The sequence below is a fragment of the Chryseobacterium viscerum genome, from assembly GCF_002899945.2.
Lineage (GTDB): Bacteria > Bacteroidota > Bacteroidia > Flavobacteriales > Weeksellaceae > Chryseobacterium > Chryseobacterium viscerum.
This window is the reverse complement of the sequence record NZ_PPEG02000006.1, coordinates 66,404-81,720: the sequence shown is the minus strand read 5'-3', so window position 1 is coordinate 81,720 and position 15,317 is coordinate 66,404. Positions and strand designations below refer to the sequence as shown.

14 protein-coding genes and 1 pseudogene are annotated in these 15,317 nt (G+C 36.4%); 3 read left to right on the top strand and 12 right to left on the bottom strand.

From position 1 onward, the window contains the following. Positions 1-9: 9 nt before the first annotated feature. The 7 genes from C1634_RS14845 to C1634_RS14815 form a co-directional block, all read right to left on the bottom strand. The gene (locus tag C1634_RS14845) at positions 10-834 is read right to left on the bottom strand and encodes a flavin reductase family protein (protein WP_103231600.1); all 825 of its coding nucleotides are present in this window, start codon (positions 832-834) and stop codon (positions 10-12) included. 86 nt (positions 835-920) lie between these two features. Next, positions 921-1,334, bottom strand: a complete 414-nt coding sequence (locus C1634_RS14840) for a GxxExxY protein (RefSeq protein ID WP_103231599.1) — start codon at positions 1,332-1,334, stop codon at positions 921-923. A gap of 98 nt (positions 1,335-1,432) precedes the next feature. Next, entirely contained in the window at positions 1,433-2,680 is a 1,248-nt protein-coding gene (fahA, locus tag C1634_RS14835; RefSeq protein WP_103231598.1) for a fumarylacetoacetase, read from the bottom strand. Between the two features lie 55 nt (positions 2,681-2,735). After that, the gene (locus tag C1634_RS14830) at positions 2,736-3,197 is read right to left on the bottom strand and encodes a hypothetical protein (RefSeq protein WP_103231613.1); all 462 of its coding nucleotides are present in this window, start codon (positions 3,195-3,197) and stop codon (positions 2,736-2,738) included. A gap of 70 nt (positions 3,198-3,267) precedes the next feature. Further along, on the bottom strand, positions 3,268-4,398 hold the full coding sequence (hppD, locus tag C1634_RS14825) for a 4-hydroxyphenylpyruvate dioxygenase (RefSeq protein WP_103231597.1): 1,131 nt from the start codon (positions 4,396-4,398) through the stop codon (positions 3,268-3,270). 237 nt (positions 4,399-4,635) lie between these two features. Beyond that, complete coding sequence (locus C1634_RS14820; RefSeq protein WP_103231596.1) at positions 4,636-5,427, bottom strand: hypothetical protein; 792 nt, start codon at positions 5,425-5,427, stop codon at positions 4,636-4,638. 139 nt (positions 5,428-5,566) lie between these two features. Beyond that, a complete protein-coding gene (locus tag C1634_RS14815) occupies positions 5,567-6,841 on the bottom strand; it encodes an acetyl-CoA hydrolase/transferase family protein (RefSeq protein ID WP_103231595.1) in 1,275 nt (424 codons plus the stop codon). Positions 6,842-7,072: 231 nt separating this feature from the next. Here C1634_RS14815 and C1634_RS26575 point away from each other — a divergent pair. Further along, positions 7,073-7,228 (top strand): annotated as a pseudogene (locus C1634_RS26575) (IS982 family transposase); the annotation flags it as partial. A gap of 31 nt (positions 7,229-7,259) precedes the next feature. Here the strand turns inward: C1634_RS26575 and C1634_RS26570 are convergent. The 3 genes from C1634_RS26570 to C1634_RS14800 all read right to left on the bottom strand — a co-directional run bounded on the left by C1634_RS26570 (position 7,260) and on the right by C1634_RS14800 (position 10,718). Beyond that, a complete protein-coding gene (locus C1634_RS26570; protein WP_109738691.1) occupies positions 7,260-7,445 on the bottom strand; it encodes a bacteriocin-like protein in 186 nt (61 codons plus the stop codon). Positions 7,446-7,645: 200 nt separating this feature from the next. Continuing rightward, the gene (locus tag C1634_RS14805; protein WP_103231594.1) at positions 7,646-9,157 is read right to left on the bottom strand and encodes a succinate CoA transferase; all 1,512 of its coding nucleotides are present in this window, start codon (positions 9,155-9,157) and stop codon (positions 7,646-7,648) included. Between the two features lie 409 nt (positions 9,158-9,566). After that, positions 9,567-10,718 carry a homogentisate 1,2-dioxygenase gene (locus C1634_RS14800; protein WP_103231593.1) on the bottom strand — a complete coding sequence of 384 codons (1,152 nt, stop codon included), beginning with the start codon at positions 10,716-10,718 and terminating at the stop codon, positions 9,567-9,569. A gap of 123 nt (positions 10,719-10,841) precedes the next feature. Here C1634_RS14800 and C1634_RS14795 point away from each other — a divergent pair, with 123 nt between their 5' ends. Both C1634_RS14795 and C1634_RS14790 read left to right on the top strand, forming a co-directional pair. Continuing rightward, positions 10,842-12,908, top strand: a complete 2,067-nt coding sequence (locus C1634_RS14795) for a TonB-dependent receptor plug domain-containing protein (RefSeq protein WP_185145135.1) — start codon at positions 10,842-10,844, stop codon at positions 12,906-12,908. Continuing rightward, positions 12,905-13,369: a thioredoxin family protein gene (locus tag C1634_RS14790; protein ID WP_228410085.1), complete on the top strand. Its 465-nt coding sequence runs from the start codon at positions 12,905-12,907 to the stop codon at positions 13,367-13,369. The genes C1634_RS14795 and C1634_RS14790 overlap by 4 nt, the downstream gene beginning before the upstream one ends. A gap of 378 nt (positions 13,370-13,747) precedes the next feature. On the opposite strand, the gene C1634_RS14785 is transcribed toward C1634_RS14790, so the two are convergent. Both C1634_RS14785 and C1634_RS14780 read right to left on the bottom strand, forming a co-directional pair. Then, positions 13,748-14,218, bottom strand: a complete 471-nt coding sequence (locus tag C1634_RS14785; RefSeq protein WP_103231592.1) for a cupin domain-containing protein — start codon at positions 14,216-14,218, stop codon at positions 13,748-13,750. A gap of 3 nt (positions 14,219-14,221) precedes the next feature. Continuing rightward, positions 14,222-15,211, bottom strand: coding sequence for a quinone oxidoreductase family protein (locus C1634_RS14780; protein ID WP_103231591.1), 990 nt, complete (start codon positions 15,209-15,211; stop codon positions 14,222-14,224). Positions 15,212-15,317 lie beyond the last annotated feature (106 nt).

The following is a 15,317-nucleotide window of genomic DNA, read 5'->3' as shown; positions in this document are numbered from 1 at the left end:
CCGCTTTTTTTATTGGATAGTGAGTAAAACCCAAGCTTCTTCAACTTTGCTTTCCAGAAGTAATTTCTGGGCATCAGCATGAATATTTTCATCAGCATGGAAGTCACCCGCAGGTAATATTTCTGTATTGGCAAGCATCCCAAGATCATTTCCAGTAAACACTTTGCTGTACTTAATAGAATCCGGCAGCAAATCAAAGCCAATTCCTTTTGTTACCAAAGGTTTTGGAACTTCAAAAAGGCTGTTTTCGTTGCTTCTGGAATACCAATTGCTGCCTAAGCGGGCCACCATATCCAGTTTTTTCTGATCCAGATTTCCTGCTTCATTCAGATATTCTTCTCTGATGTGGATTTTCTGAACTTCACAGATCACAAGATTTCCGGCACCTCCCTGATCTCCCAACGATTTTACCTCTAAAACTTTACATTCAAAGTTTACGGGGCATTCTTCAATCAGTTTAGGTTGTACAAGATCTGCCTCTTTCATTGTCAATCCAGATTTGATAAACTCATTCACTCCGGTTTCATATTCTGTAGAAGCTAAAGAAATCTGCTGTACAATTGGAAAATTCACTGTTCCAATAACGACTTCCGGTACTTCAAGAACATTTCCAAGCGTATGTTTCGTTGTATTATCACGTACTCTCCTTGATGGTGAAAAAATCAAGATCGGAGGAACCGTACTGAACATATTAAAAAAACTGAACGGAGATAAGTTGATCGTACCATCTTTATCCACTGTAGAAGCCAAAGCAATCGGGCGTGGTGAAACTGCCGTCTGCATAATCGTCTGCAATTGTACGGAGGTTATCTCGGAGGGGATTACTGTTTTCATATTTTTGCTTTTAACACTTAAGTTATTTTTAGTTATTTATGACAATGCCTTATTGAAGAGCACTTAAGTTTGAAAATCTACGATTTTCATTCTTTGGGAAGTTCTTTAAATAGTTTAGAAGCAAAGAACTCACAGCCTTCGTGATAAAGGTTGGTAACATTGAAATTAACTAAAATTGAGCGAGGTCGCTTTAATAGATTCATGTAATTCATAGTTTGTGCTTTATGAATCTGATGAATTTCAACAACTGATTTTATTTCTAAAACAATCAAATCTTCAATCAAAAAGTCACATTTTAATTTACAATCTATATAGCTTCCTTTATAGAAAAATGGTATTTCAAGTTCACTTTGATATTTTAAACCTAATAATTTAAATTCTTTTTCCAAACATTGATGATAAACTTCTTCATATAATCCAGGACCTGCTAATTTATGGACCTCAATACAAGCTCCAACAACTTTATAAGACAGATCATTAATTATTTTTTGAGTAATCATAACGAAGGAAAAAATGAAAATCGTAGATTTTCAAAAACTAAAGTGAACTTGATTTTATCATAATTTTTAACTTAAAAACTAAAGTGTTTAAATAGTTATTAAAGTGTTGGAATAATTTTACCGGAAACTTCACCGAAGCCTACTCTCATACCATCTTTTTCAGCCCATGCTTTCATGGTAACAGTATCGTTATCTTCAATGAATTTTCTTTCTTCACCGTTGCTTAATGATAAAGGATTTTGTCCTCTCCATGTCAGTTCAAGCATAGAACCGAAAGATTTTGGATCGCTTCCTGAAATGGTACCACTTGCATACAGGTCGCCCACTTCCACATTACATCCGTTTACGGTGTGGTGAGCCAATTGCTGGGTCATATTCCAGTACATGTGTTTGTAGTTGCTCTCAGAGATTAGGTTTTGGTCTCCATTTTCAGGCTGAATATATACTTCAAGGTTGATATCGTAGTTTTTATCACCGTCAAATTTTAAATAGTCCAAAACTTCAGGATCCTGAGTTGGAGAAGCTGTTCTGAATGGTTCTAAAGCTTCAAGAGTAACTACCCATGGAGAAATAGAAGAACCGAAGTTTTTCGCAAGGAATGGCCCTAGTGGAACATATTCCCATGATTGAATATCTCTTGCAGACCAGTCATTGAAAACGACCATTCCGAAAATAGCATCTTCTGCTTCTTTTGTAGAAATACTTTCTCCCATCTCCGTGTTTTTGTTGATGACAAAAGCCATTTCCAATTCGAAATCAAGTTGTTTACATGGTCCGAAAACAGGCTTGTCTGCATCTGCAGGCTTCATCTGACCTTTTGGACGGTTGATTTCTGTACCTGAAACTACGATAGAGGATGCTCTTCCGTGGTAACCTACCGGTAAATGTTTCCAGTTGGGTAATAAAGCATTTTCAGGATCACGGAACATTTTTCCTACGTTGGTAGCATGTTCGATGCTGCTGTAAAAGTCAGTGTAATTCGGGATGTGAAGAGGCATGATCATTTTTACTTTATCCAGGTCGTAGAAAGCTTCTTCAATCGTTTTCTGATCTTTTGATAAAGTGGAGCCTTCCTGTAATAAAGTCTGAATTTTAGTACGGATGGCATTGGTAACAGGTTTACCCAGTTCGATAAATTCGTTGATGGTATAGGCTTCAAAAACATTGTCGTCTAATCCTTCAATATCTTCGAAATACCCAAGATCGTACAAAGTAGCAAGATCAATTATCTGATCTCCGATTCTTGTACAACATCCGATATATTCTTTGTTAAAAACTGCGACTCCGAAAGGAATATTGTGGATGGAAAAATCCGAATTTGAGGAATAGTCTACAAATGATTTCATAAGTTTAGATTTTAGTTAGATTTAAAGATCACGCTGAGAGATTTCCTCAGAATATTTATTTTGCTTTTTTTGAGTAAGATGCTTCATCAATCCATCGATCTCTGGTATTGACATCGATGAGGTACAGAATATTGTCCTGCTGGGTCAATAATAGAGTTTTGGTAACAGGCATTGGGATTTTTTTGTTTTCAAGCATGTTTGCTCTTAAAGAAATAATATTTTTTTTCCTGATAATATCACCGGTAAAAACATTGGAACTGCTTTCTCCTGTAGCTTTATCATCGAAAACTTCTACATAAGTGGCATTATTCCCTTTGATAATAATAAAGTCCCGTTCTGTATGATCGGCTTCATCTTTGATGAAAACGAACTTTTTGTTGTCAACATTTACATTTTCAAGATGCTGATTGATGCCTTTTCTTTGTTCAAGTCGGTTTAGGATTTCATTCAAAGATCCATATTGAGCTTTAAGCCCTAATGTTCCCAGAAAAAGAGTCCCGATTAAAAATTTTCTCATATACTGTGTTTTATAAAAAAGTTTTGCCAGAATACGGTATTCTGACAAAACTTATATTTTTAACGTAAAATTAAAGATTACCTCTTCTTTCTTGCTCTCTCTCCAATGCTTCGAATAAAGCTTTGAAATTTCCGGCACCAAAACTCTGTGCACCATGTCTTTCAATAATCTCGAAGAATAGAGTAGGGCGGTCTTCTACAGGCTTAGTAAAGATCTGTAGTAAGTACCCTTCTTCATCATGATCAATAAGTATACCTAAGTTCTGAAGTTTTTTAAGATCTTCATCAATATGACCTACTCTTTCAGGAACCATATCGTAATAGGCTTCTGGCGGAGCAGAAAGGAACTCTACACCACGTTTTTTCAGTTCAGTTACCGTGTGGATAATGTCTTTCGTAGCCACAGCGATGTGCTGTACACCTTCACCTTCATAGAAATCAAGATATTCTTCTACCTGAGATTTCTTTTTACCTTCTGCAGGCTCATTGATAGGGAATTTTGCAAATCCGTTTCCGTTTGACATTACTTTAGACATCAACGCAGAATATTCTGTATTGATCTGCTTGTCATCAAAAGAAAGAATATTCACAAATCCCATTACTTTTTCATACCATTCAACTGTTGGAACCATTCTGTTCCAGTCCACATTTCCTACACAGTGGTCTACGTATAATAAACCTGCTTCTTCAGGCTTATAATCACTTTCCCACTTTTCATACCCAGGCATAAAAGGTCCGTTATAATTTTTTCTTTCAACAAACATGTGAATGGTTTCTCCATACGTATAGATTCCCGACATTCTTACCTCACCATGCTCATCAGTTAACGTTACAGGCTCTAAATAAGGTTTTCCGCCTCTTTTAGTTGTTTCTTCGAAAGCTGCATAAGCGTCATCTACCCAAAGTGCCAAAATTTTTACTCCGTCACCATGTTTTTTTACGTGCTCACTGATAGGAGAATCAGAATTTAATCCGGTAGTTAATACCAATCTGATTTTTCCCTGTTGAAGCACATAAGATGCACGGTCTCTTACTCCTGTTTCAGGACCGGCATAAGCTACAGACTGAAAACCGAAAGCGGTTTTGTAATAATGGGCAGCCTGTTTTGCATTTCCTACATAAAACTCAATGTAATCTGTACCGTTGATCGGTAAGAAATTTTCTGCTTGAGCAATTTTCTCGGCAAATGTAAGTGTTGACATATTTTCTCTTTTACTTTTATTTTATTGGTATGCAAATTACAAAATTCTTAGATATGGCGAAAATATTCCCCTGTATTCATTGAATATATTTAACATAACGTTAAAGAAGAGTTTACTTAAGTATATTTAAGTTTCTTAAGTTTAAAATCGTCTTCCTACATTTGTAATACAAAATACAAGTGAGAAAAAATGTTTCGAAACATGAAAGCCGTAGAGATTCTCTACGGCTTTTTATTTTTAGACTGTTTCAATTTTCCTGTTGAGCATACCGGCATCAGGATTATAGTTATCCCATATCTTCCAGGTATTGTCTACTTTTCTGATGAAGTATATTTGTGTACTCAGTTGGTTTACAAAATGTTCTTCTCCGGTTTCTCCTACTTTGAAAAGGAGATTCCAGAACTCCTGAGATTCGAGTATTTTTTTGTCTGGCTCATCAGTAACAATCTGAATGTCAAAAACTTCATAATTGGATCTGTTGTTTTTGGTAACCAGATGAAAATCTTTATCACACAATTCTTTGCTGAACTGAGAAACCCTTTCCAAGAATGGAGAGTCATCAAAAACCAGGTCTTTAAAAAGCTTGGTATTATGATTGGGAAACTGTTTGCAGAACTCAAAAGCAGTTGCACAGTAATCATAAACCATCTGTGTAAGATAGGATTGATTATCAGTTTCTTCAACGTTTTGTTTCTTGTATCTTATAGAAAGGATATAATCATTAAGATCCTTGTATCCTAAGAAAATACAGATCTTATCCAGAGTTTTTAAAAACCTGAGATCATTATGTGTTTTATCCTGGTAATCGTTTTCAAAAAATCGCTGAAGAGTCACATGGGAAATGGTATTTCCAATTTCAAATTTTTTCCCTCCTTTCAGTTCCTCAGCCTCAGAGAGTTCATCTTTAATAATTTCGGAAAGAATAATATAATGGCTTCTTTTCCATTCATTCACATTCCCCAAAACAGAATTCCTTACCTTAGAATGCTTTACAACTTCTTCTCGTATCGAATTATATATAGTTTTCAATTTCCTTGTTTTTGAAAGAGTTTTATCAAAAATACTGCCAAAATATTAGCGCTTTTTTATGATTTTACGGATGCCGGTTCAAAATATGTTTTACCGTTTCAGACGTAAAAGTAACTTAAAAATTTTTATGTTTTGATTATCAGTGTTTAAATCTTTCAAAGGCGGCTCTCTCCAACATTTCTCTATCGTCCGGATGGGCAATGCTAATGAGCTCCTGTGCCCTCTGTCGAAGATTCTTTCCATAGAGATAAGCCGTTCCGTATTCGGTCACAACATAATGAATATGACCTCTGGTTGTGACTACGCCTGCTCCCTGCTTAAGGAAAGGAACAATTCTTGAAATTCCTTTTTTCGTTCTTGCGGTAATGGCTATGATAGGTTTTCCGTCATCACTTAAAGCTGCACCACGCATAAAGTCCATTTGTCCTCCGATTCCGCTGTACTGCATCGTTCCGATAGAATCAGCACAAACCTGTCCCGTAAGGTCTATTTCAATGGCAGAATTGATAGCTACCATTTTTTTGTTTCTCATGATATTGATCGGGAAATTGACCTCACTTACATCCCTGAAGGCAAATACAGTGTTGTCATCCACATAATCATAGAGTTTTCTGGTTCCAAAACAGAAACTTGTAATGGTTTTATTATCGTTGTACCCTTTATATTTATTGTTGATCACATCATCCTGAATCAGGTCAATAACGCCGTCACTCAACATCTCTGTATGAATTCCCAGGTCTTTGTGATTGGTAAGACATTTCAAAACCGCATCAGGAATGGTCCCGATGCCCATCTGAAGGGTAGATCTATCTTCAATAAGCTCTGCCACATTTTTTCCTACAAGCATTTCTTCAGCACCTACTTTTGAACCATAATCTACTGTTGGAAGCTCTTCCTCATGCCAAACCAGTTTATGAATTCTGCTGATATGGATCATACCATCTCCATGTGTTCTGGGCATTCTGGGATTCACAATGGCAACAATAATCTTTGCAGTATCCACAGCTGCTCTTGCGATATCTACAGAAGTTCCCAATGTACAGAAACCATGTCTGTCAGGAGGGGAAACCGTAATAATTGCTACGTCCAGAGGCAGAATATTCTTTCTGAATAAAATAGGAATTTCACTTAAGAAAACAGGTACAAAGTCTCCTCTGTCGGAGTTTACTGCATCACGCACAGGAGTGGAAACAAATAAAGAATTGATGAAAAAACTGTCTTTGTATTCCGGTTTTGCAATTTCTACATTGCCCTGTTGGGTAATGGAAACCATTTCTACATTTTGCAAACGATTAGACTGTCTTGCCAGCTCATCAATCAGGTAATTGGGAGTACATGCACTGCCGTGAAAAAAGACACGGTTTCCACTTTTTATGGTATATATTGCTTCTTCTGCGCTGATGTAATTATTCATATTTTGTTCTTTTTAAGGGTGCTCAGAGTATTTATATTGTTCATAAAATACCTCTCTTCTTTCAAAGATAATATTTATAATAACACCGATTCCAAATATCTTAACTATAATAAAAAGACTTTTGTCATGTGGAGTAGATTTGGATAAATCTAAAAATAAAGGACTAAATATCTTAGCATTCAGTTCTTTATTTATCGTGTTGTTATGGAATTCTTAATGAGCTGAGTTTGGAAAAATCACTGTTAGGTAGAAGATGCCAACACAGATGCGCAAACAATTTTATGGTGAATATTTTGAGAAGTCTGATCGCATATTGTTTCTTCCAAAAAAAAACCGTCATTCAACTTAAATAAAGTAAATGACGGTCAATTATTTTTAAACTTTGCTTATATCAACCTCACGTTAATGATAATATTTTTTATAGACCATAAAGTCTTTTACATACGCATACCGTATGACCCGAATTTTGTGGATTATAGCAAAAATCTTCAGGAAACACTTCTACAAATTGATTCATAAGTTGAACACAAACGACGCGTGTAGGATTATCTCCTCCTTTTACATTTTTTAACTCGTTTCTCTTCATTTTTTTAAGATTTTTCATAAATAATTTATTGTATTAGTTTTTCCTACTCATATAGCTTTTCGGATTACGCTTTTTAAATCTTTTAAATTTAAAAATTAATTCCGATATATATGATTTATTTTAAAGTAATGGTTTCTTTTCAAAAAAACCGTCATTCAATTTGAGAAAATTAAATGACGGTCAATTATTTTTAAAATTTGCTTAAATCGAATCCCAGATTAATTGGAAATTTCAACTGTTGTCTTTTGTTTCATGCTTCCTGTTTCGGAGAATCTCAGATGCCAGCTGAATGCCTCTTGTAATAAATGAGGGGTATGACCTCCTTTTTCGCAAGCTCTGTCAAAGTAGGATTGTAATTCTTCCTTATAATCAGGGTGAACACAGTTATCAATGATTTTCTGTGCTCTTTCTCTTGGTGCCAATCCTCTTAAATCTGCCAATCCAACATCTGTCACAAGAATATCAACATCATGTTCTGTATGATCAGTGTGGGAAACCATTGGAAGGACATGGGAGATATTGTTGCCTTTTGAAGCAGCTTGGGTAACAAAAATACTTAAATAAGCATTTCTTGCAAAGTCTCCGGAACCTCCAATTCCGTTCATGATTTTTGTACCTCCGATATGGGTAGAGTTTACGTTTCCATAGATATCGAATTCAATCGCAGTGTTGATGGCTATTACCCCTAATCTTCTGATCAGTCCCGGAGTATTGGAAATATTCTGAGGTCTTAAAACGAACTTGTCTTTATATTTTGAAAGATTTCCCAGGACTCTCTCATAGCATTCCTTGGAAACAGTAATGGATGAAGCAGAGGCAAAACTTAATTTACCTGAATCTATCAGATCAAAAGTACTGTCCTGAAGAACTTCTGAAAACATCGTCAGGTCATAAAAGTTACTGTCCTTGAATCCTGTAAGCACCGCATTCGCTACTTTACCGATACCTGCCTGAAGCGGAAGCAATCGATCTGTAAGTCGTCCTAAAAGCACTTCATTTTCAAAGAAACCAAGAAGGTGTTTGGCAATAGCGGTTGTTTTTTCGTCCGGTTCTGCAATATCGGCAGGACTGTCTTTAAGGTTGGTAAAAACAATGGCTTCAATTTTATCGGGATCAACAGGAATACTTTTTCTCCCGATTTTGTTCCATGGGGCTACAATTGGAATAACATTTCTGTAAGGATAATCTTCTGCCTGGTAAATATCGTGGATTCCGTAGACTTCTTCAGGAACTTCTGTATTGATCTCGATAATCACTTTTTTAGCCAAAGCAGCAAATGTCACTGAGTTTCCCACAGAAGTGGTAGGAACAATGCTTCCGTCTCTTTCAATATAGGCAGCTTCGATAATCGCTACGTCAATGCTCTGAAGATTTTTAGTGTGAAGAAGTTCGGCACTTTCACTTAAATGCTGGTCGATGAAGAGAATTTCCCCGCTGTTGATCTTGTTCCTTAGGATAGGATCTACCTGGAAGGGCATTCTTTTCTTTAAAACATTAGCTTCGGCCAGTTTTCCGTCGGTACCATGGCCGAGTGAAGCTCCGGTCATCAAAGTGACTTTAAGGTCTTCTGTTTTTCCTCTTTCAGCGAGTGCCGGCAAGATAGCCTTACTGTCACCTGCTTTTGTAAAGCCGCTGGACCCTATGGTCATACCGTCTTTAATGATTTTTACAGCATTTTCTGCCGTAGTTACTTTTTGGTGTAAACTTTCTAATCTGATTCTTTCTAACATGTAATATTGATTTTGTTTTAAACCACCATTACTTAGGATGCGTTATGAAAAATAATGATGGTCAAATATGTTAACCATACCTTACAAATTTACGAAAAAAGACGCTTTAAATAAAGGATTTAAAGCGTCTTTTGTATGTATTCAGTAATACTTTTTGGTATGAACCTGATAGACTTTTTTACTTTTAAATATATCTATTAGAACTTTTCATCACAAAAGTCACAAAGATTTATATTTAAACACTTTAGTTCACTTAAGAAAGTGTTCAATAGTATCATATAAAGTACACATTAGAAGAAAATCTTTAGTGCTCTTTTGAAGCAAATAGAATTCACTTTATAAAGCTTAAGTGTTTAATCTTTTGTGGTTGATATCAAAAGGGTAAAACTGTTTTTGTTCTAAGAATAAATTATTCCAGCCATGAAGTTTTATAAGAAGGATCTTCCACTTTTAAAGCTTCTTCGGTGATTTTTAATGGACGGAATGGATCTACCATTACCGCATATTCTTCTGTGAATTTTTTACCGATACTTCTTTCCATCGCTCCTGGGTGAGGTCCGTGTACAATTCCGCCTGGGTGAAGGGTGAAGTCCATCAGGTCAATGTGATTACGGCTCATGAAGTCCCCTTCTGTATAGAATAATACCTCATCAGAATCAATATTAGAGTGATTATAAGGTGCCGGAATAGCCTGCGGATGATAGTCATACATTCTTGCACAGAATGAACACACTACGAAATTGTGTCCTTCAAAATTCTGATGCACCGGTGGCGGTTGGTGGATTCGTCCTGTAATAGGCTCGAAGTTTTTAATATTGAATTTATACGGATAAAAATATCCATCCCAGCCTACTACATCAAACGGATGTGTTGCATAGATAAAATCCGTAAGTTGGTTTTCTTTTTTTACTTTGATTAAGAATTCTCCTTTTTCGTCAATAGGTTCTTTAAAAGCAGGAGCAATCATATCTCTTTCGCAGAATGGAGAATGCTCCAAAAGCTGCCCGAATTCATTTCTGTATCTTTTCGGAGTATAAATAGGCGAGTGGCTTTCCAATACAAAAAATACAGTATCATCAGACTTTAGCTCTACCTGGTAGATTGTTCCTCTTGGAATAATAAGATAATCTCCGGCTACAAAATCAAGATCTCCTACAAATGTTTTTAAAATTCCTGTTCCCTGGTGAACATATAAGAGCTCATCACATTCCGCATTTTTGTAGAAATAATCCATTGATTTTCTTGGCTTTGCCAAACCCATTTTCAGATCATTGTTCATCAAAAGGATTTTTCGGCTGTCCATGAAATCATCTTCAGGAGTAACATTCATCCCTTTGAACATTCTTGGGGCGATGTTTTTTTCCACAGCTATTTTGGGAGTAACATCTTTCGGCTCACCGATAGATTTGATCTGTGTAGGGCGGTGGATATGATATAACAGAGAAGAAATACCATGGAAGCCTTCTGTACCGAAGAGCTGTTCATAGTAAAATTTATCTTCTGGAGACTTAAAGATCGTATGTCTTTTTGGTGGGATATTTCCCGCTAGATGATATCTCATTTTACTTTCATATGTAGTTTCTCAAATTTAATCATTTTTCATGAATTGGCTCAATCAATATTTTTCCCATAAAGTTTTGTAATTAAAAAATAATTGTTAGATTTGTCTAACAATTTTAATTTCATGAAGCGAATATTATTTTCTATTACTTTTTTATCATCATATTGTTTTGCCCAGGAGACAGACAGCTTAAGTTTACAGCAGAACAAAAGCATTGATTCTGCAAAAGTTACCAAAAGAGAAATCAAGACGAGTACCATAGAGGATGTAGTGGTTACGGGAACCATAAAACCGATGAGCAGATCAAAAAGCCCGGTAGCGGTTGAGATCTACAGTCAGAAATTTTTTCAGAAAAACCCGACACCAAGCATTTTTGAGGCTATTGCGATGGTAAATGGAGTAAAGCCTCAGCTGAATTGCTCTGTGTGCAATACAGGAGATATTCATATCAACGGATTGGAAGGACCATACACCATGATCCTTATTGATGGAATGCCGATTGTAAGTTCCCTTTCCACAGTATATGGACTGAGCGGAATTCCGAATAGTCTGGTGGATAGAATAGAAGTGGTAAAAGGTCCTGCATCTTCCATTTACGGTTCTGAAGCAATGGGGGGAGTCATCAATATTATCACCAAAAATGCACTGACAGCTCCCAAGCTGAGTGTTGATCTGATGACAACCGGTTGGTTTGAAAATAATGTGGATCTTTCAACCAAATTCAATGTAGGAAAGAATGCTGCTTCATTATTAAGTTTAAATTATTTCAGCTTTCAAGAAAGAATAGATCAGAATAAAGATAATTTTACGGATGCTACTTTGCAAAGTAGAATTTCTGTCTTCAACAAATGGAATTTTAAAAGAAAAGAAAACCGACAGGCGAGTTTCGCTTTAAGATACCTGTATGAAGATCGTTTTGGGGGAGAAATGCAATGGAACAAATCTTTCCGTGGTAGTGATCAGGTCTACGGAGAAAGTATTTATACGAACAGGGCAGAGGTTTTCGGATTGTACGAGTGGCCTATGAAAGAACATATCGTGACCCAGTTTTCTTACAATTACCATGACCAGAATTCGTTTTACGGAACCAATCCTTTCAATGCCACACAAAAAGTAGCTTTTGTTCAGACTTATTGGGACAGAAGTTTCGGAAAACACGATATCACGGCCGGACTTACTTTTAAAAGAACATTTTATGATGATAATACGCCGGGAACTTTAGCGCCAGACGGGATCACAAATGCACCGATGAAGTCTCCGATCTGGGGAGCTTTTATCCAGGATCAATGGGAAATCAATGAAAAAAACACTTTGTTGCTAGGATACAGATATGATTATGATAAAGTACATCATTCTATTCATTCTCCGAGATTCGCATGGAAGTTTTCCCCAAACCCATATCACACGCTGCGTTTCAACTTCGGAACAGGATTCCGAGTTGTTAATTTATTTACAGAAGATCATGCAGCATTGACAGGTTCCCGGGAAGTGGTTGTAAAATCAGACCTGAAACCAGAACGGTCTGTCAACGGAAATCTAAATTATATCTGGAAAATTCCTGTAGGAAACCGAATGGTGAATCTTGATGCTTCTGCATTTTATACCTATTTCAGTAATAAAATTGTAGGTGATTTTGATTCTGATCCTACTAAAATTATTTATGACAACCTGCATGGATATGGAATTTCGAGAGGAGCTTCATTGAATGTGGATTTTAGTTTTCAGTTTCCTCTGAGTGTGAATCTGGGAGTGACTTATCTGGATGTCTATCAAAAATTTGATAATGAAAATCAGAAAACACAGCAATTGCATGCTCCAAAGTGGAGTGGAACATATAACCTGACCTATAAATTTCCGAACAACCTGACGGTAGATTTTACCGGACAGTTTTACGGACCGATGCGACTTCCTGTTTTAGTGAATGACTACCGCCCGGAATATTCACCATTCTATTCTTTGGCCAATATTCAGGTGTCCAAGAGTTTCAAATCAGGATTTGAGGTGTATTGCGGAGTGAAAAATTTATTCAATTTTACTCCTAAAGACCCTTTGATGAGACCGTTTGACCCATTTAATAAACATATTGATGACCCTATCAACAATCCCAACCATTATACATTTGATACTGCATACGGCTATGCTCCTATGCAGCGTATCAGAGGATTTCTGGGGGTAAAATATACCTTATGATGAAAAAAATAGCTTTATTTTTAATGTTAGTGCCCTGTTTTTATCTGTCTCAGATGAAGACAGGCACTTTTTCTGACCTGGATGTTTTGCAGAAAGAAAATCCGAGGCCGGTTGTCATCCATCTTTATACCGATTGGTGTGCGGTGTGTAAGATTGAGTCTTTCCGTATGAGTAAAGATAAAGAGCTGGTGAATATATTAAACGATCATTTTTATTTTGTCAATTTCGAGGCAGAAAAAACAAAGGAGAAAATTCATTTCCAGAATCAGGAATTTGAATATCTGCAGAATGGAAATTCAGGAATTCATGAGTTGGCGCTGGCTTTGTCTAAAAATAAAAATCAGCCTGTGTATCCGTTATGGGTATTCCTGGATAAGCATCAGAATTTGGTCTATTATCAGGAAGGGCAGATGACGCCTGAAAAAATGAAGCAGAAACTGTTGGAAATTTCTGCTTTGTAATTGTTGGAAAAACGCAAAGGCGCAAAGTTTTATCGTTCCTTAATCCTTTTTAAGTCGCAAGGATTTTCTCTGCGATAAAGTTGAATACTGTTTATATTTTATTTCCGGCAGATTGCACAGATTACGCAGATGTTTATGTAAAATATGCGTGAGTTTTTTTAATGTTTCTAAGTTTTGTTGGAAAACGCGAAGGCGCAAAGTTTTTCTTTTTTTATCCGTTTTTAAGTCGCAAGGATTTTATCTGCGATAAAATTGTACATTTCTAATACTTTATAGATCATTTCTTGCTGGAAATCGTTGATTTTCTTGCGTCTTAAAAACAACATATCATTTATTCTTCTTTGCGCCTTTGCGTTTTCCAACAAAATAAATTTTAATTTAAATCTCTGCATCGATCAACACCGCCAGCTGAATGCAAGGTTCATCAGAGCGGTTGCTCCACGCATGATTAGTCCCTCTTTGAATGACAATATCTCCAGGTTTCAGAAGTGTTTCTCCTTCTTCCATGATGAGGTAGAGTTCGCCGGACAGGATAATGATATAATCCAGTGTCGGAGTTTGATGCATCATGGGGTGAGGCTCATTTTTCTTCCATTCAACCCCTAAGTCTTTATCGGGAGGAACAACTACATACCGAAAATAGGTGCCATTTTTAGGAGTCTGTGGGAATCCTGTATTGGGAATTCTGGTCTCAATATCTAAGCTTGCCGGCATTGTCTGCGTATTCCACACATCTGAAATGATCAATCCCGGAAAATGTTCCACTGCATTTTCTACCTGCTGGTCTTCTATAATGATAGATTTTCCGTCTTTAATTCCTGTTACGATTCGTCTTGGTATTTTGTTCATAGATTAATGTTTCATGATGAGTTTATGGCCTTGGGTCTGATTGTTTTTTAAAATAGAATGTGCCTGCAGAACGGTTTCCAAAGAAAGATTTCCTATTATCTTATGCTGAGGTGGCGTAATAGTTCCGGTTTCGATGAGACTTTTTATTTCAAGTAAGCTGTTTTTGTAATACTCATATTTTTTGATCATTCCATAAGTGTAATTGGAGATATTCATAATCAGGCTTCCTTTGTTGAAAAGGGTTTCATGTGCATCTTTGGTGACTAAAGCAGTTACATCTACATAGGTTCCATTGATCTTTAAAACTTCTGCAGTCACTTCTGACATATAATTTCCTACCAGATCAATCCCAAACTCGAAAGGTTGATTATTATTGGCTTTTAAAATGTTTTCAATAAGATTTTCTTCTCTGTAATTGATGATCTGATAATCTTTTAGCCCCATATTGAGAAGAACCTGTCTGTTTTCTTCACTGCCAACAGTTGCTGTGATCTGCCGGATATTATGAGCTAATAAAAGTTTGATCAAAAATGAACCAACTCCTCCGGTTGCACCTGTTACAAGAATGGTATTTTCGGGATTTAGTTTCAAACGGTTAAAGATCTGAAAAGAAGTAAGTCCTACCGAAGGAATGGAAGCTGCCTGTTCAAAAGAAATATTCTTTGGTTTCAACGAAACAATAGATTCAGGGACAGTTATATATTCTGCATAAGTCCCATTACTTCCCATAGAACCGCTGCCACAATAGACTTCGTCACCAATATTAAATTGTGTCACTTCAGGACCTTTGCCAACTATGATTCCCGATGATTCTCTTCCCAATATCGGGGAACTGATCAGTTTTCTTTCGAGTTCGTTTTCAAGCATCTGGTAATCGATAGGATTGAAACCGCTTGCTTTGATCTGGATTAAAACTTCATTGCCTTTGGGCTGGGGCTGCTCGGCAAAACCATCTTCCAGTTTTCCGTTTTTATTTAAAATAACTGCTTTCATACGTAGATATTTATATTTTAGAAATCATGCGATTTCATACGTTTAATTTGATACACAAATGTAAAGAGGGAATAGTTTATATTTGCTACTAGTTAACTAATGGTAA